The 17,887-nt window shown below is 43.0% G+C and carries 16 protein-coding genes; 10 read left to right on the top strand and 6 right to left on the bottom strand.

The window, feature by feature from the left end; genetic code table 11:
• Positions 1-714: 714 nt before the first annotated feature.
• Genes AC4CVD_RS13340 through AC4CVD_RS13315 form a run of 6 tightly spaced genes read left to right on the top strand, consistent with a single transcriptional unit; the run spans position 715 to position 10,212 of the window.
• Positions 715-2,505 carry an ABC transporter substrate-binding protein gene (locus tag AC4CVD_RS13340; protein WP_490753525.1) on the top strand — a complete coding sequence of 597 codons (1,791 nt, stop codon included), beginning with the start codon at positions 715-717 and terminating at the stop codon, positions 2,503-2,505.
• 17 nt (positions 2,506-2,522) lie between these two features.
• Positions 2,523-4,331: an ABC transporter substrate-binding protein gene (locus AC4CVD_RS13335; protein WP_490753284.1), complete on the top strand. Its 1,809-nt coding sequence runs from the start codon at positions 2,523-2,525 to the stop codon at positions 4,329-4,331.
• A 24-nt stretch (positions 4,332-4,355) separates the two neighbouring features.
• Positions 4,356-6,371, top strand: a complete 2,016-nt coding sequence (locus AC4CVD_RS13330; protein ID WP_490753283.1) for a M3 family metallopeptidase — start codon at positions 4,356-4,358, stop codon at positions 6,369-6,371.
• An 11-nt stretch (positions 6,372-6,382) separates the two neighbouring features.
• Complete coding sequence (locus AC4CVD_RS13325; RefSeq protein WP_490753282.1) at positions 6,383-7,321, top strand: ABC transporter permease; 939 nt, start codon at positions 6,383-6,385, stop codon at positions 7,319-7,321.
• Positions 7,322-7,328: 7 nt separating this feature from the next.
• Positions 7,329-8,474: an ABC transporter permease gene (locus AC4CVD_RS13320; protein WP_490753281.1), complete on the top strand. Its 1,146-nt coding sequence runs from the start codon at positions 7,329-7,331 to the stop codon at positions 8,472-8,474.
• A gap of 10 nt (positions 8,475-8,484) precedes the next feature.
• On the top strand, positions 8,485-10,212 hold the full coding sequence (locus AC4CVD_RS13315) for an ABC transporter ATP-binding protein (RefSeq protein ID WP_490450343.1): 1,728 nt from the start codon (positions 8,485-8,487) through the stop codon (positions 10,210-10,212).
• 156 nt (positions 10,213-10,368) lie between these two features.
• On the opposite strand, the gene rluB is transcribed toward AC4CVD_RS13315, so the two are convergent.
• The 6 genes from rluB to AC4CVD_RS13285 form a co-directional block, all read right to left on the bottom strand.
• Positions 10,369-11,511 carry a 23S rRNA pseudouridine(2605) synthase RluB gene (gene rluB / locus AC4CVD_RS13310; RefSeq protein ID WP_418655268.1) on the bottom strand — a complete coding sequence of 381 codons (1,143 nt, stop codon included), beginning with the start codon at positions 11,509-11,511 and terminating at the stop codon, positions 10,369-10,371.
• A gap of 41 nt (positions 11,512-11,552) precedes the next feature.
• Positions 11,553-12,140 (bottom strand): SMC-Scp complex subunit ScpB, encoded by a 588-nt coding sequence (scpB, locus tag AC4CVD_RS13305; RefSeq protein ID WP_010327370.1) that lies wholly within the window; start codon positions 12,138-12,140, stop codon positions 11,553-11,555.
• Positions 12,140-12,934, bottom strand: coding sequence for a segregation and condensation protein A (locus AC4CVD_RS13300; protein ID WP_490753280.1), 795 nt, complete (start codon positions 12,932-12,934; stop codon positions 12,140-12,142). Before AC4CVD_RS13300 ends, scpB begins: the two co-directional genes overlap by 1 nt.
• A 449-nt stretch (positions 12,935-13,383) precedes the next feature.
• Positions 13,384-13,650: a hypothetical protein gene (locus AC4CVD_RS13295; RefSeq protein WP_078389265.1), complete on the bottom strand. Its 267-nt coding sequence runs from the start codon at positions 13,648-13,650 to the stop codon at positions 13,384-13,386.
• 54 nt (positions 13,651-13,704) lie between these two features.
• Positions 13,705-14,322: an L-threonylcarbamoyladenylate synthase gene (locus tag AC4CVD_RS13290; protein ID WP_004695345.1), complete on the bottom strand. Its 618-nt coding sequence runs from the start codon at positions 14,320-14,322 to the stop codon at positions 13,705-13,707.
• Between the two features lie 85 nt (positions 14,323-14,407).
• Entirely contained in the window at positions 14,408-15,070 is a 663-nt protein-coding gene (locus AC4CVD_RS13285; protein ID WP_490753279.1) for an elongation factor P hydroxylase, read from the bottom strand.
• A 97-nt stretch (positions 15,071-15,167) separates the two neighbouring features.
• Between AC4CVD_RS13285 and AC4CVD_RS13280 the strand changes: the two genes are divergently transcribed.
• From AC4CVD_RS13280 to fabG, 4 genes are all read left to right on the top strand, one after another.
• Positions 15,168-15,725 (top strand): YceD family protein, encoded by a 558-nt coding sequence (locus tag AC4CVD_RS13280; protein WP_004982945.1) that lies wholly within the window; start codon positions 15,168-15,170, stop codon positions 15,723-15,725.
• 76 nt (positions 15,726-15,801) lie between these two features.
• Positions 15,802-15,984, top strand: a complete 183-nt coding sequence (gene rpmF, locus AC4CVD_RS13275) for a 50S ribosomal protein L32 (protein WP_004695348.1) — start codon at positions 15,802-15,804, stop codon at positions 15,982-15,984.
• Between the two features lie 176 nt (positions 15,985-16,160).
• Positions 16,161-17,147, top strand: a complete 987-nt coding sequence (gene fabD / locus AC4CVD_RS13270; RefSeq protein ID WP_010327367.1) for an ACP S-malonyltransferase — start codon at positions 16,161-16,163, stop codon at positions 17,145-17,147.
• Complete coding sequence (gene fabG / locus AC4CVD_RS13265; RefSeq protein WP_004695350.1) at positions 17,144-17,878, top strand: 3-oxoacyl-ACP reductase FabG; 735 nt, start codon at positions 17,144-17,146, stop codon at positions 17,876-17,878. The genes fabD and fabG overlap by 4 nt, the downstream gene beginning before the upstream one ends.
• The last annotated feature ends 9 nt before the right edge of the window (positions 17,879-17,887 follow it).

Here is a 17,887-nt window from a genome sequence, read left to right as displayed (position 1 = left end):
GCTGTGCTGAGGGAGTGCAAGGCAAATGCCAACTTTCAGGGATAGACAAAAGACTGTGAATTAAGTTATTGGAAAATATTGTTTTATTTTATTATTTGTATGGATTTATGTAACTTGTTTTCATTTTTCTAGAATTTAAAAATTTAAAATGGCAAAAAATTACTTATAAATCGATTAAAAAATAATCATAAAATGATTATTCATATAATAAGTGATCAAAAATGAGTCGTGATTTTTTGAATTTTTAATACAAAATATTATTTGTAATTATACTGAAATATTAATATTTATCTTTAATAAATAAATACTTGTAATGTTTTATTTGGTTTTTTGTATTTCTTGAGATGTTCGAATTTGAATCATTGGTGTATTAAATCTGTGCAATAGTTTATTTAAATTGAATATTTAAAAATGGCTACTAATTGGCAAAATGTTCCGATGTGGGTTGAGCCTCTCATTTATAACTAATTAATATCCATATATTTTTCTTACAAAATGTTAAATTAGAATGATAAAAAAATAGGCGTGGCATGATATTCGCTTTGTTGCTGAGGTGAATATTTGCCCATGACCGTTTTTTAAATTTTGATAATTAAAATTTAATTTATAAAACATGGGTTTATGTTTTAAGTTTTTGTCAGTGTTGTCTGAAAAATAAAACACTGACATTGAACATGGATGGCATGAGATCACCTTGCTTAAAAAAAGATGTGTATAGGTATGAACTTGAATTCAAAAAAACTGAAGCTTGCTGCTTTATCCCTTGCGATGGGTTTTGGCTTTTCTGCCTATGCAAAGTCGCCTGCAGATCCAAACAAAGTATTAAATATCGCTTATGAAGCGCCTGATGATGGTTTTGATACGGTTAAAACCTATAATTTTTATAGTGGCAGTATTGCCCAAGCCATTTTTGAACCGCTTTTAAAATACGATTATTTGGCACGCCCCGCTCAATTGGTTCCAAACACAGCAGTGTCGATGCCAAAAATAGAACAAGAGGGCAAAGTCTATACCTTTAAAATTCAGCCCAAGATTTATTTTAGCGATGACGCGGCCTTCAAAGGCAAGCCGCGGGAGTTGGTGGCGCAGGATTATATTTATTCCATGATGCGGATTATGGATCCGAAAAATCGCTCACCGACCTATTCATTTATTGAAGGCAAAATTGTCGGTGGCGATGCTGCTGTTGCTCAAGCCAAGAAAACAGGACAGTTTAATTACGATGCCGCGATTCCGGGTTTAAAAGCCCTCGATAAATACACATTACAAATCACATTGACCCGTCCTGACTATAATTTCCCATATATCTTGGCTTACGCCACATTTAGTGGAACAGCGCGGGAAGTGGTGGAGTTTTATGGGGACCGAATCGCGCAGCATCCGGTGGGGACAGGGCCTTATCAACTGAGTAAATATGTACCGCGGAGTCGTATTGAACTGGTGGCCAACCCGAAATATCGTGGTTTTACTTGGAATTTTAAATCTACAGGTTCGAGTTGGGACAACCGTCTGGTCAAGGAGATGCAAGGCAAAAAAATGCCGCAAATCGGCAAAGTCAGCGTCAGTATTATTGAAGAAGAACAGTCTCGCTGGCTCGCGTTTAAATCGGGACAACTCGACTTTGACAAACTGACTTCCAATGCGGTACCACAGGCTTTAAATGGCAAACAACTCAAACCTGAATTGGTCAAGCAAGGCATTCAGCATTTTCCCAATAAAGACGCTGAAATCACCTATGCCATGTTTAATATGCAAGACCCTACGGTAGGTGGCTTTGGGCTTGAAAAAGTTGCATTAAGACGTGCGATTAGTCTGGCCTACAACCAAGCAGAAGCCATTAAACAACTGTATAAAGGGCAGGCGGTGAAGTCGGAGATGTTGGTGCCTGAGGGGGTACAAGGCTTTAATCCGAATTATCGGAGTAGTGTGGCCTATAACCCGCTCTTGGCGAATAAATTACTGGATCGTTTTGGTTATAAAAAGGGGGTAGATGGTTACCGTCGGCTACCGAATGGTCAGCCTCTAACGCTTAAGTTTATGACTGAAAACAGTTCCAGTTCCGTGATTCAATCTGAACTGTGGAAGAAAAATTTAAATGCGATTGGTCTGCGTGCCGACTTTGTGGTGAGTAACTTTGCTGACAATTTAAAAGCAGCGATGCAATGTAAATATATGATTTGGGGTGGGGCTTGGATTGCCGATTATCCTGAAGGGGAAAACTTTGCCCAGCTGCTGTATGGGCCCAATTCGGCGCAGGGCAATCTCAGTTGCTACCAGTCCAAAGCCTATGATGCACTTTATACACAAGCGATGGCCTTACCACCGCCTCAGCGTTTGCCATTTTATGAAAAACTCAGTCGTCAAATTGAGGCCGATAATCCATGGATTATTCATAACAGTCGCATTCGAAATTGGTTGTTACATCCACAGATTCAGGGTTTTAAAGCACATCCGATGATGAACACCAATTGGCAATATTTGGATATTCAGCCCATAAAAAAATAATTGAGATGTAGAACATAATGAGAGATCTAAATCAGAAATTGAAACGATGGGGTTTGGGAATTTTGGCAGGCAGTATTCTGCTGAGTAGTTCAGTTTCCAGTTTTGCGCAAAGTCCTGCCGACCCGAAAAAAGTTTTACGTTATGTTTTTCCTGTGGCTGAAACAGGCTTTGACCCTGCGGGCGTGCATGATTTGTACTCGGCGCATGTCAACGGTTCGATTTTTGAAACGTTGTTTACCTATGATTATTTGGCCTCACCTGCGAAATTGGTACCACGAACAGCTGCGGCTTTACCTGAGGTGAGTGCGGATGGATTGACCTATACCATTCGTCTGCAAAAGGGGATTTATTTTGCTGCTGACCCAGTGTTTAAAGGTAAAAAGCGTGAGCTGACCTCAGCTGATTATGTGTATACCTTTAAACGCTTACTGGATCCGAGCTTGCGTTCACCCAATAGTTGGCTGCTCGATGGGCGAATCTTGGGGATGGAGGCTTTGCTGAAACAGGCGCAGAAAACAGGAAAATTCAATTACGACCAATCTGTCGCGGGCTTGCAAACACCAGACCGTTATACCTTGGTTATTCGCCTGACCAGCCCTGATCAGAACTTTCCAATGCTGCTTGCGCATCAGCCTGCAGGTGCAGTTGCACGGGAAGTCATCGAAAAATATCGTGACAAAGCGGGTTTTGTGATGGGGCATCCAATAGGAACGGGGCCGTATATGCTCAGTCGTTGGACGCCGGGTTCGCGGATTATTTTAAAGGCCAACCCTGATTTCCGAAGTTTTGTTTGGAACTTTAAGGCCAGTACGCCTGAGGATCAAAAGATCGTCAAAGCCATGCAAGGCAAAAAAATGCCGCAAATTGGCGAGATTGATATTCAGGTAATGGAAGAGGGGCAATCACGCTGGTTGTCCTTTATTAAAGATGAAGTGGATTTGTTTGCCTTAGATGGTGAGCTGACGGTTCAAGCCTTGCAAGATGGAAAGTTAAAACCTGAATTGGTTAAGAAAGGTGTACAGCTGTCACGGATCACCGATCCTTCGATTGACTATCATTATTGGAACATGCAAAACCCAATAGTCGGCGGCTTAAGTAAAGATAAAATTGCTCTGCGCCGTGCTATGGCGATGGCTTTTTCAGCCGATAATTACATCAATATTTTACAAAAAGGCGATTCGCAAAAACTGCAAGCACCGATTCCAAGTGGTGTGGTGGGCTATGATCCCAATTATCGAAGCAGTATTCCTTACTCAGTCAAAGCGGCAAATTTATTGTTAGATCGTTATCACTATAAAGTAGCTGCGGATGGTTGGCGTACTCAGCCGAATGGCAAACCTTTGGTGATTGAGATGACGCTTTCGGGCAATAATTTACGCAGTCAACAACAGGCTGAGTTTTGGAAGAAAACCTTAGACAGTATCAAAATCAGAATGACCACCAAGTCGATGCCTTTTGCTGAGGCTTTGAAATTAGAAAAACAATGTAAAACCATGTTTAAAGCATCAGCATGGATTGCAGACTACCCAGATGCAGATAACTTTATGCAGCTGTTTTATGGCAAAAACATCAAGATTACCAACAATGGCTGCGTCAAAATTCCTGAATATGACCGCCTATATGAACAAGCCCAAAAGATGACACCAAGCCCAGAGCGCGATGCAATCTACGCCAAAATGTCACGTCTGCTGGAAGTGTATATGCCTGTACAGGTGATTGGCGCGCGTTACCGCAATATCTTGGCACAACCGCGTGTGATTGGTTTTAAAAAGCATCCCATACTGCCCGCAGAGTGGATGTATATCGATATTGATTTAAAGAAATAGAAATTAAACAAAACTGGAGTCATGATGAAAAAGCAACATTTTAAATTCACTACATTGTGCATGTTGGGCCTAGGGATGAGTCAGATGGCTTTGGCGGAAACAGCACCGCGCCAAACATTACCCAGCTTTCAAGCCAAAGACATCCCTGCAATGTGTAATGCCAAAATTGCGGATGTGAAAAAGCAACTTAAAACGTTTGAAAATAAGCCCCTTAAAAACGAAACGGCAGCAGCGCCCGTATTGGCTGAATGGGATCGTATTTTTGCATCATTTGAAGATTTTTACGGCCCGATTGGTCTGTATAGCAATGTTGACCCTGATGAAGCACTGCGTAAAGCGGCTGAAGATTGTGAAATTAAAATTAGCCAATTCCAAACTGATGTGTATCAGAATCCAAAGCTATATCAACAAATTAAGAAAATTAAAATTGCTGATCCAATTGAAGCCAAGTTCCGTGAAGATATTTTGGAAGGCTTTGAAAAAACTGGGATACAGCTTTCAGCAGATAAACAAGCACGCTTAAAAGCGATTTTTGATGAACTGGCAAAAATTGAACAAGAGTATGCGCGTAATGTCCGTGATAATCCTGAAAAACTCGAATTTACCCCTGATGAGCTAAAAGGCCTGCCACAAAGTTATATCGACGGCTTAAAGAAAAATGACAAAGGTAATTATCTACTCGGGTTTGAGTATCCCGATTATCGTCCTTTTATGGAGTTGGCAGACAACGATGACGCACGTAAGCGTTATCAAATTGCATTTACCCGACGTGGCGGTGAGAAAAATCTGGCGCTGCTGAAGCAAGCCATGGACTTACGTTATGAGTTAGCACAACTATTTGGCAAGTCCAGTTATGCCGAATGGGTACTGCAAAGCCGGATGGCGAAAAACCCTGAAACTGTGAATAAATTCTTGGCAGAGGTACATGCTACTGTGGCACCCCTAGAGAAAAAGGAAGTCCAAACTCTACGTGAGTTTAAAGCACAAAGTTTAAATATCCCTGTTGAGCAAGCCAGTATTGAGCGTTGGAGCGAAGCATATTGGAGTGAAAAATTACGCAAAGCCAAGTATCAGGTCGATCAAGAGCAACTGCGTCAGTATTTCCCAACGCAAGCCTCGCAAGACTGGCTATTTGCCATTTCTGAAAATCTGTATGGCATCAAGTTTAAGCCTGCCAAAGTCGAGGTTTGGCAAGATGAAGTGGAATATTACGATGTGACCGATGCCAAAACTGGGCAACTGCTCGGCGGTTTATATATGGATAAATTTCCACGTAAAGGCAAGTATGGACATGCTGCTGTGTGGGGCGTTTATGGCGGCAGTAGCTTAACTGGGCGCAAACCGATTTCAGCACTGGTCACTAACTTTAACCGCAATGGTTTAAATAGCGATGAGTTAGAAACTTTTGTACATGAGTTTGGTCATGCGCTGCATGGCATTTTATCCAACACACGTTTTTCATCTCAGTCCGGAACTTCAGTTGAGCGAGACTTTGTCGAAGCACCGTCACAAATGTATGAAGAATGGGCACGACGTAAAGAGACTTTGTCAAAGGTGGCAGATTACTGTAAACCTGACTGTCCACGCGTGGATGATGCATTGATTACTAAACTCAATGCCGTGCATAGTTATGGGCGCGGTTTGCATTATGCTCGTCAGACGTTGTATGCGCAGTATGACATGGCGCTACATGGCAGTGATGCAAGAGAGGTTCAGCCCTTAAAGGTTTGGGAAAAAATGGAAGGTGAAACGGCCTTGGGTTATGTTCCAACCACCGAGTTTCCGGGGCAGTTTGGTCACATCATGGGCGGTTATCAAGTCGGGTACTACGGCTATATGTGGTCAGAAGTGATGGCGTTGGACATGCTTTCAGCCTTTGGTGATAACTTAAATAACCCTGAAGTGGGACAGCACTATCGTCAAACGATTTTGTCCCAAGGCGGTCAAAAACCTGCCAAAGCATTGGTCAAAGACTTTTTGGGTCGTGAACCTGATAACAAAGCCTTTTTCGATGAAATTACTGGTCAACGGGTGAAATAAGGGGCATTTTTATGCTGGCATATATTATTCGTCGAATTTGGCAAATGATCCCGACCATGCTTGGGGTGGTGCTGCTGATTTTCTTCTTGTTTAACTGGGTCGGTGGCGACCCTGCCTATATTTTGGCAGGGAAAATGTCGAACCCTGAACAGATTGAAAATATCCGACAGCAGCTTGGGGTCGATCAGCCCTATTATGTGCAACTGTGGATTTTCATCAAACAGATTCTGACTTTTGATTATGGGCTGAGTTGGAGTACAGGGGAGTCAGTATCGCAAATCATCACGACACGACTCGGGCCTTCACTGACTTTGCTCATTCCACTGACGATCTTACAAACCATCATTTCTATTGTGTTGGCTTTGGCGGTAGCAGCCGTGCGCGGCAGTTTAACGGATCGTATGGTGATGATGCTGTGTACGATTGGCATGTCGATCAGTATCTTGGTGTATATCATTGTTTTTCAGTATGTCTTTGCCTATCAGTTGAGCTGGTTTCCGGTACAAGGCTGGAGCGATAGCTTTAGCGAGAACCTGTTTAAATATGCTTTATTGCCTATTCTGATCATGTTGGTGGTCAGTATTGCCCCGACTTTACGGTTGTATCGTAGTTTTGTTTTGGATGAAGTCAATCAAGACTATGTTCGTACTGCACGTGCCAAAGGGATTGGCGAACGGCACATTTTAGGTGTGCATGTGCTACGCAATGCGTCAATCCCAATTATTACAGACGTGATGGCAAGTTTACCTGCTTTGCTGATTGGTGCATTTTTGATTGAGCGCTTCTTTGGTATTCCGGGTATTGGTCGTGAAGTGATTATTGCGGTAGAGCGTAGTGATTTTCCCGTAATTAAAGCCATTACCGTGTACGTTGCCCTCGCAACGATGTTTTTCAACTTGATTGCCGATTTGATTTATAAATGGGTCGATCCACGTGTACAGTTGAAGTAGGTGAATTATGCTCAGTGTTCTTACTAAAAGAAAACCAGATACTGCTGAACCTACAACAGCGTCTACAGGACTATGGCAACTCGCCATGCGCCGCTTAAAACGCGATCGAATCGCCATGTTTTCTCTCCTAATCGTACTTTTTTATTTGGTGCTGTTAATTTTGTCATCTACAGGATTGATTGCAAAAAACTGGAATAAAGAAGTCGCTGTGAGTTATGCACCGCCTACGTTTATCGGTGCAGCAGCGATACCTGCTACGCAAAGTGAAACACGAAAAGTCGAAGCGGCTGTGCCTGAGAACCCTGTTGATCCTTTAAAAGATGTGATTCGTGAGCTCAACACAGAAATTGCTGCTGAACAGGGTGTAGGTGGTGCTATTGATTACTATGGGGTTGTTGATCCTTTAGCCGAAGATATGAGAGCGATTGATCAAGCGCTAGATGGTCATTTGCTGGATCAGCAAGCGGAACTCAAGCAAAGCTTGGTTTTAGGTGCCGACAAATGGGGACAAAGTGTTTTACTGAAAACCATTAAAGGTGCAGAAACATCAATTATTGTTGGCTTGGTCGCAGCTTTTCTTGCCGTGGTGATTGGCACAGTTTTAGGTGCTATTTCGGGCTACTTTGGTGGCTGGGTCGATGATGTCTTGAACTGGTTTTATAACATTTTCACCTCGATTCCTTATTTGCTTTTGGTGCTAGCGATTGCTGCGGTACTGCAACAAAAAGGCGTTTTATCGATTGTTTTGATTTTGGGTTTAACGGGGTGGACGGGAGTATATCGTTTAATTCGTGCCGAATATATGAAGCATACTTCGCGGGAATATGTGTTGGCGGCAAAAGCAATTGGGGTGAGTCATGGCCGACGTATCTTTGTGCATATATTTCCCAATGTTAGTCATATCGCACTGGTTCAAATGTCAATATTGGTGGTGGCCTTTATTAAGTCAGAAGTGATTTTGAGCTTCCTTGGTTTTGGTGTCCCTGTCGGTGTGGTGTCATGGGGCAGTATGTTGAATGAAGCGCAAAGTGAACTGATTTTAGGCAAGTGGTGGCAGTTAGCGGTCGCTTCGGTAGCAATGGCGGTTCTGGTCACTGCATTTTCAATGTTTACCGATGCACTGCGAGATGCATTAGACCCGAAACTGAAATAGGAGCATGAGAATGTCTGAACTTAATCATATGACAGCGCCAGCCTTACTTCAGGTGGAAAACTTGCGTGTCAGCTTTAAAAATGAAGAAAAGCAGTACATTGAAACGGTCAAAGGGATCAGTTTTAGTATTCCAGTGAATACCACTGTGGCCTTGGTTGGGGAGTCAGGCAGTGGGAAGTCGGTCACATCGCTAGCGACCATGGGACTATTGCCTCCTGAAAGTAGTCAAATTTCTTTGGACAGTAAAATTCTGTTTGAGGGGAAAAACCTACTCGACTTACCGCGCCGTGAAATGCGGAAAAAGTGTGGTAAAGATATTGCCATGATTTTTCAAGAGCCGATGTCATCCTTAAATCCTGTGTTTACGGTAGGTTCACAAATTGCAGAAATTTTGCAGTTACATTTGGGCATGAGTCGTAAGCAGGCGCGTGTACGTGCTTTGGAACTCTTGATAGAAGTTGGGATTCCATCTCCTGAAACCAAGATTGATGCTTATCCGGGGCAGTTGTCGGGTGGGCAGCAGCAGCGCGTCATGATTGCTATGGCAATTGCGTGTAAACCCAAACTATTGATTGCTGATGAACCGACAACAGCGCTGGATGTCACTATTCAAAAGCAAATTTTAGATTTGCTGGAGTCGTTGCGGAAGAAGCATCAAATGTCGATGCTGTTTATTACCCATGATTTGGCTTTGGTCGGGGAAATTGCCGATCAGGTAATTGTAATGCGGCATGGTCAAATTCGTGAACAAGGCAGGGTTAAAGATGTGCTTGAACGTCCTCAAGATGTCTATACCAAAGCGTTGTTACACTGCCGTCCACAATTGTCCAAACGTCCCATGCGTTTGCCCATGATCAGTGATTTCATGCAGCAAAAGGGCGATGACTATATTGAAACGCATACCATCGATGTCGAGTCACTTCAACAAAGATCTCGCGGCTTAACTGGCCAAGAAGCGGTTATTTTAGATGTGCGTGATCTTAAAAAGTCATTTTATAGTCGTAAAGGATTATTCGGCAAAGAGGAGTTTCAAGCGGTCAAAGGCGTGAGTTTCCAACTGGCAAAAGGCAAGACTTTGGGCTTGGTGGGTGAGTCTGGTTCGGGGAAAACCACCATCGGATTATTGCTGATGCGTTTACAGGCAGCGACAGGAGGAAAAGCGCTGTTTGAAGGTCAAGATATTTTAGCCATGTCAGAAAAAGAGTTTGCTCGGTATCAACGCAAGATTCAAATCATTTTTCAAAATCCCTATGCATCACTTAATCCACGCTTTACTGTCGGGCAGATTTTAATGGAGCCGATGCAGGTACATGGGATCGGGGCGAATGATGCTGAACGTAAACAGATGGCTTTGGACTTGTTAGAACGCGTGAGCTTACCTGCACAGGCTTTTTATCGTTATCCACATGAGTTTTCAGGCGGACAGCGTCAACGTATTGCGATTGCGCGCTGCCTAACTTTAAAACCTGAAATTTTGATTTGTGATGAGTCTGTTTCAGCGTTGGATGTTTCGGTACAAGCCCAAGTACTGAATTTGCTGCAAGATTTACAGGATGAATTTGGACTGAGTTATATCTTTATTTCACATGATTTATCAGTGGTGAAATATATTTCAGATCAAATCATGGTTTTGAATGATGGTGATTTGGTAGAAATAGCCAATTCGGATGATTTGTACCAGTCACCACAGCATGACTATACCAAGCGCTTGCTTAGTGCTATCCCGCAGGGAGTGTAGTGAAGAGGGAGTGGGATAATGAAACGCTCAATAAATTGGGCGTTTTTATGAGGGTTTACATCTTCTTCGCACTTCGGAACACAAAGTGATCTTATTGCACCGTAAACACATATAAAAAGAGCCACTCGAAAGTGGCTCAAATTTTGACTTTAAAAATTAAAACTTTTTAAAGCCTTTATTTCCAAAAGGTTTACGTGGCGCATTTTCATCACGCGCGTCGCGTTGACCATAGGTGCCTTTGTTGCCAAAGTTCTCTGGACGGCTGTCACGTTGTGCATAGCCTGAGTTTTGGCGTGGTTCACGTTGTGCAGATCCAGTGTTGCCTTGACGTTGTTCACGTTGACCATAGCCTGTTTGAGCATTGTCTTGACGACGCTGGCTATGACCATTTGGATTTTCACGGCGTTCACGGTTGAAGGCTGGCTTCGCTTGTTGTTGGCTTTCATCTTCATTGTCACGGCGCTGTTGACGTAAGAAACCACCACGACGCGCAGCCATTGGTTTTTCTTGCATACGTTCAGTACGACGTTTTGCCATGCCGTACAAACCAGTACCTTGACGTGGTTTTAGCTCAACCGCTTTGGTTAAGTTGTCGATGTCATTTTTGTCTAGCTCCATCCAGCGGCCTGTACGTAGTTCACGCGGTAAAATAACTGTGCCGTAACGTGTACGGAGTAGACGGCTAACTTTTAAACCTTGTGATTCAAAAATACGGCGTACTTCGCGGTTACGACCTTCTTTTACCACCACTTGGAACCAACGGTTAATCCCTTCACCGCCAATTTCAGAGAATGATTCGAACTTAGCCGGGCCATCATCTAACACCACACCTTTGAGCATGTTGTTTTTAATTTGCGGGGTTACTTCACCCATAACACGCACAGCATATTCACGTTCGATTTCATTCGATGGGTGCATCAGGCGATTCGCCAACTCACCATCGTTTGTAAATAGTAGTAAACCTGTTGAGTTAATATCCAGACGACCGACCATTACCCAACGATCATTCGCGATTGCAGGCAATTGCTCAAATACAGTTGGACGTGACTCAGGATCACTACGTGAACAAATTTCGCCTTCTGGTTTATAGTAAATCAGAACACGACGACGAATTTCATCTTCAATTTGGAACGATACTTTACGACCATCGATGCGAAGCTCATCACCTGGTTCAATACGTTCGCCTACTTGGGCAACTTGGCCGTTGACACTCACACGACCAGCGGCAATGACTTCTTCCATATAACGGCGAGAACCCAAACCAACTCGTGCGAGTACCTTTTGCAACTTTTCACTCATGACAGCATAACCTTAGAAATTATCATCAACAGTTCACCTATTTACGACTTCGGTGCATTCGCATCGAGCGCCATAAAAGCTTCCTTGGCATCCTGCAGGGGAGGCAACTGACCTAAAGAATTTAGGCCAAATGCATTTAAAAATTGGGGCGTCGTAACTAACAACGCAGGTCTTCCTGGGAGTTCACGAAAACCGGACTCTTTAATCCAGTTCCAATCAAATAACGTGCGTAACAGTTGACTGTTATTTGAGACTCCTCGAATTTGTTCTATATCTGCTCGAGTGACGGGTTGATGATAAGCAACCACGGCCAACATTTCGAGTAGCGATGGCGAGAGGCGAGTTGGTCGCTCTGGCCACGTTTGCGCAACGATTTGACGGTATTTTGCTCGAACTTGAAAACGAAAACCTTGAGCAGTTTCAATCAGTTCAATCGAACGACCATGCTGTAGCATGGCAAGTTGTTGTAAAAACTGGCGTAAATCTTGTTTGCTATATTGATTTTGGAACGATTCTTTCAATCGTGCAAGTGAAACAGGTGCATCACTGGCAAAAATAATCGCTTCTAATTGCATCAACACTTCATGCAAGTTATCTTCGTTCGTTACAGGAGCGGTTTGTTCTAACATTATTTTTTGACTCCTTGTATCGAAAGCGGTGCTTCAACACCTGAACTTACAATTTGAATACGTTGCTGACGGGTTAACTCTAAAATGGCCATAAACGTCACGACCATGCCCATCCGACCTTGAATGGGACGCAGCAAAGATTCAAAAATTAAAACTTCACCTGAAGCGACTTTGCTTTCAATAAAAGCTATGCGCTCTTCAAGTAAAACAGGTTCTTGTGCAATTTGGTGGGTAATCGGCTCAGGTCGGTTAAACACGCAGAACAGTGCATCACGCAGCTGTTGCACATCATGACCGTCATTATTGTCTAGAGTTTGGCCTAAGCTGACATTGGTTGAGAAGGTGTCTCGCTCTAATATAGGCATTTGCCCCAAGCGTTCAGCCGCTTGTTTAATACGGAGATAAGTTTCTAAACGGTCAATCAGCTCTTGTTTTGGGTCTTTTTCAATTTGGATTGTATTGGGTGCTTTTGGCAATAGCAAACGTGACTTTAAATCAGCCAATAGCGCGGCCATCACCATATAGTCTGCTGTCAGCTCAATGTTAAGCGACTTCATGGCATCCATATAAGACAGGTATTGCGCTGCAATAGGGGCAATATCTAACTGTAATAAGTCAAAGCCGTTTTTTTGAATCAGGTAAATCAGAAAGTCGAGTGGTCCTTCAAAATGCTCTAAAAGAATTTCAAATGCAGCTGGAGGAATATATAAATCCTCGGGGATGGAGTCATGCCACTCATCCATAACACGGATTTGTGGAAGATCTTCCATGGCATTATGGACGGATTGATTCATTACAGTTATTGGCCACGCGAATTTTCAAAGGCATGATTATGTTTTTTCGAATCAGTACTTAAGGAGAAAAAGTAGAGGCGATTTAAAAAATACATAATTTTAATAGGGCTTAGTGTAAAACAAATTGCGGCGTGAATACATGATTTCACCGACCAAATAACAAAAAAAGCTGTAAATAAATAGAGAGTATTTATTTGTGTGATGCTTTTTATGCGCTGATGTCGTGGCTAAATCTGCAGAAATGGGTTGGGTTTAAGAGAACATGATGTACTTAGGGCTTAGTCCTGTGGTTTGAAAAATAATCGATTTGCTGCAGATAGGTAGATGGGCGATACAGATTTATTGAGATTAGAATAGTGAGGGCAACGCTTTTATTTGATAGATGGTTTGAATGAGTGAAGAGAGTAGCTGAAGCTCAAGTTAATGTCAGTTGACGCCAAAGAAAAGATTTACTCAGGTGCTTGTAGCGCAAATTCAATGATGCGCTGACAGCTGTCTTGTAGGCAGAGATTTTTGGGTTCGAGGAATTTGAAATATTGTTGGATGGTCGAGATCGGGAGGAAATAGCTGTACAGATTCTCTTCCCGCATAATGCAGTTGATTGAACTCGGGCTTTGCACCAAAGTCTCGGACTCAAGCGTCCAAGGACGCTGCACATATAAATTATGTTGCTCGGGAAATTGATTCAGATTGAGCAAAACCGTAAACAGGGTCATGTTGATCTATTGAGAATGTGAGATTCAGTTTCCCTAGCGAATAGATGCAGCGCATCACTCAAATGCGCTGACATCGCCAAGCCCACGGCGAATCACTTCAGGGTGATCACCTGATAAATCGACAATACTGGTGGTGCTTAATGTGCCCAGCCCGCTGTCGATAAACACATCAATTCGTTTTGACAGTTGCATTTCAATGTCATAGGGATCATCCAGCGGTTCTTCTTGATTCGGCAGGATTAATGTACTGGTTAGTAGCGGCTCGCCTAACTCTTTGAGTAACATTTGGCACACTGGGTTACTTGGAATACGTAAACCAATAGTTTTTTTCTTCGGATGCATCAAGCGTTTAGGCACTTCACTGGTTGCAGGCAAAATGAACGTGGTCACGGCTGGTGTATTGTTTTTCAGTAAACGATACATAGCATTGTCCACTTTGGCATAAGTGGCAATATCGGACAAATCTGCACAAATGATGGCATATTGATGTTTGGCCCCAAGGCCGCGAATTTGAGCAATCCGCTCCATGGCATTTTTATTCCCAATCTGGCAGCCAATGGCATAAGCGGCATCGGTCGGGTATACCACCACATCGCCTGCACGAATCCGTTCTACTGCTTGGCTGATTGAGCGTGCTTGAGGGTTATCAGGATGGACTCTTAAATGAAGCATCGTTTTTATCTCCTGATGGTTTTTTCAACATTATCGCGCTTTATCTCGGTGATGTTCAATGACCAAAATGTGAATCGTGCTAAATTTAGTCGAGCATTTCTCTTTGAAATTCATTGCTCTGTAATGTTTTGCCAGCACGAGTACATAGGCAAATACAGTCAATGAAGTGTTTCGCATCGCGCGGTAATTGGGCTTGGCCTGAAAAATAAGCCTGAACTTGAGCGAAAACATGGTCTTTGAAGCGGTTGCCGTCACTCCCTTCACCAGTCAGATTGTCCAAGGAAACACGGAACTTTCGACCAAAAGCTGTAGCAAATAACCATTCAATGGCTTGCGGTTTAATTTCAACCTGTTCAAATAAAGCTTGTTGTTCCGCTGTTCGACCATCAGGAGCGTACCAATAGCCTAAGTCGGGGAGTAGGCGACGTTGTTCACCGGCAATGCTCCAATGGCTGATTTCATGTAAGGCACTATTAAAAAAACCATGGGCAAATTGGATACGCGCAGGGGTGCTGTCTGTAGCGGGAAAATATTCAGGTTCAAAGTCACCTTTAACCAAGTTGACATTCAGGTGGGAAAACCAACGATTAAAGTGTAAGATGAGCCAATCAACTTGTTCTGCTTCTGTACACAAATTCTCCCACGTCGAGAGTTGCACTTGGCGGTTTGAAATGTCAGAATCGACAGTTGAAATTGTGCTCACAAGTGATGAAATACTCACTTCTGTTTGCGGCTGCAACAGATGCATGACTTAAGTTACCCAAATGGTCTGTCTAAATAAGTACAAAATTGTATCTTAATCTTTGACAGAGTACTGATGAATTTGTAGAATTGCCGCCTTAATTATGTCAGCAAATACCTTTCCGGCACAGATTGAGCCGTTTAAATGGGCCGAACAAGGCTTTACATGGTCAGGAACACTGCCATTGTCTCGCTTTGCTCGTATAGCCCGTGAAGCTGTTGGATCAATTGATGATCAATTGATTAACATAGACTGTAAGCTATCAATGGATGCGTATCATCGTATTGTATGGCTAGATGGTCACGTTGAAACGAACGTTCCAATGGAATGCCAGCGCTGTTTAGGCACGGTAAACATTGAACTCGTTTCAGATTTTCATCTAGCTCTAGTGGATGATGAGTCACTGATAGAGCGCTTGGATGAGGATGCTGATTTCATCGTCTTAGGTGAAAGTGAAGCAACGACGAAAGGTAGCTATGATGCGCCTGCGACGGCTGATTTACTGTCTCTGATAGAAGATGAATTGTTATTGTTGATGCCTTTGTCCGCTAAGCATGATGCTTGTGAACATAAGCACCAACCTGCCGTTGAAGAACTTGTTGAAGAAAAGCGGGATAATCCGTTTGATGTTTTGGCAAGTTTGAAGGGTAAACTTAACTAATTTTTGTGTTATACTCTTCCGTATAAGACAACTGAATTTGTTCTGATCCATATTTTTCGATTTGTAAGGAGCCATCATGGCCGTTCAGCAAAACCGTAAAAGTCGCTCTCGCCGTGACATGCGCCGTTCACATGACGCTTTAACCGAGAATGCATTAACTGTAGACCAAGCTACTGGCGAGATTCACCGTCGTCACCATGTATCTAAAGATGGTATCTACCGTGGTCGTCAATTATTCGCTAAAGCATCTGCTGAATAATTGTCGAAGCATTAAGCTTAAAGCTTAGTCGAAAAAAGGGGAGCGTAAAGCTCCCTTTTTTTGTTGTCGAATTTTTATCGCTGCTGTTTTTGTTGTATTTGGCAATTACATCGACCTAAATTAAGTGTTAAATTTTCGCTCCATAAACGAGAGCAAAGACAAGAAAGGACTTTTTTATGTCTGCGAAACAACTTGATCAAGTCGCTCAGGCAACAAAAACAGCTTTTGTATTTCCCGGTCAGGGTTCACAAAAGGTTGGCATGTTGGCTGAATTGGCAGAACAATTTGCCAGTGTTGAAGCAACATTTGCAGAAGCCTCTAAAGCGGTTGGATTCGATTTGTGGCACATTGCACAATCTGGTGAAGGTTTAGACCAAACTGAATTTACCCAACCGGTATTGTTAACTGCCAGCATTGCTTTGTGGCGTGTATGGTTAGAACTTGGTGGTGTTGCACCAAAGTATTTGGCGGGACACTCACTTGGTGAATACAGTGCGTTGGTTGCAGCAGGAAGCCTAAGCTTAGGCGATGCAGTCAAGCTGGTAAACTTGCGTGGCAAGTTAATGCAAAGTGCTGTACCTCAAGGTAAGGGTGCAATGGCAGCAATCTTAGGTTTAGATGATGCGCAAGTTGTTGCTTTATGCCAACAAGTTTCGAGTCAAGCTGAAGGTTCAGTTGAAGCGGCTAACTACAATGCTCAAGGTCAAGTGGTGATTGCTGGTGAAAAAGCAGCAGTTGAAGCAGTCATGGCTTTAGCCAAAGAAAACAGCGGCAAAGCGATTGCACTCCCAGTTTCTGTTCCATCGCATTGTTCATTGATGAAGCCTGCTGCAGAACAGTTCGCGCAAGCTTTGGAACAAACTGCCATTGAGCTGCCTAGCATACCTGTAATACAAAATGTGGGCGCGGAAATTGCTACAGATGTAGCACAAGTCCGCCAAGCACTTACCGCTCAGTTATATGAGTCTGTACAGTGGACCAAAACCATGCAGTTTATTCAGGATCAAGGAATCCAATATGTTGCAGAGTGTGGTCCAGGCAATGTTTTGGCAAACTTGGCAAAACGTCTACCTAATATTGAAAAAGCATTTCCACTCGATAGTAAATCACGCTTGGAAGATGCACTAAATGCCATTTTAGTGGCTGAAGGAAAAATTGCATGACACAGGAACGCAAAATTGCACTCGTGACAGGTGCAAGTCGAGGGATTGGTGCTGCCATCGCTCAGCAACTTATTCAAGACGGTTATTTTGTTGTGGGTACTGCGACATCTGAGTCAGGTGCAGAAAAACTTGCTGCAAGCTTCGGTGAACACGGTGCAGGTAAAGTGCTCGATGTTCGTGATGGTGCTGCCATTGATGCGCTTGTAACTGACATTGAACAAAACTATGGCCCTGTGTTGGTTTTGGTGAACAATGCTGGGATTACCAAAGATAATTTGTTACTTCGTATGTCAGAAGATGACTGGGATGACATTTTAAATATCCATTTAAAAGCAGTTTACCGTTTGTCGAAACGTGTTTTAAAGGGTATGACCAAAGCGCGTTTTGGACGAATTATTAATATTAGTTCTGTGGTTGCGCATTTTGCCAACCCAGGTCAGGCCAACTATTCAGCAGCGAAAGCTGGTATTGAAGCATTTAGCCGTAGCCTTGCAAAAGAAATGGGCAGCCGTCAAATCACTGTAAATTCAGTGGCGCCTGGTTTTATTGCAACAGAAATGACTGAGCAATTAAGCGAAGATATCCGTAAAAAAATGAGCGATCAAGTGGCTTTAAACCGTTTAGGTGATCCACAAGATATTGCAAATGCGGTGAGCTTCTTGGCATCAGACAAAGCGAATTACATTACTGGTACGGTAATGCATGTAAATGGTGGTCTATACATGAGCTAATTGGCTGAT

Source organism: Acinetobacter sp. LipI_23 (genome assembly GCF_058243045.1).
The sequence above is the reverse complement of the archived record's forward strand: the minus strand, read 5'-3'. Positions and strand labels throughout refer to the sequence as shown.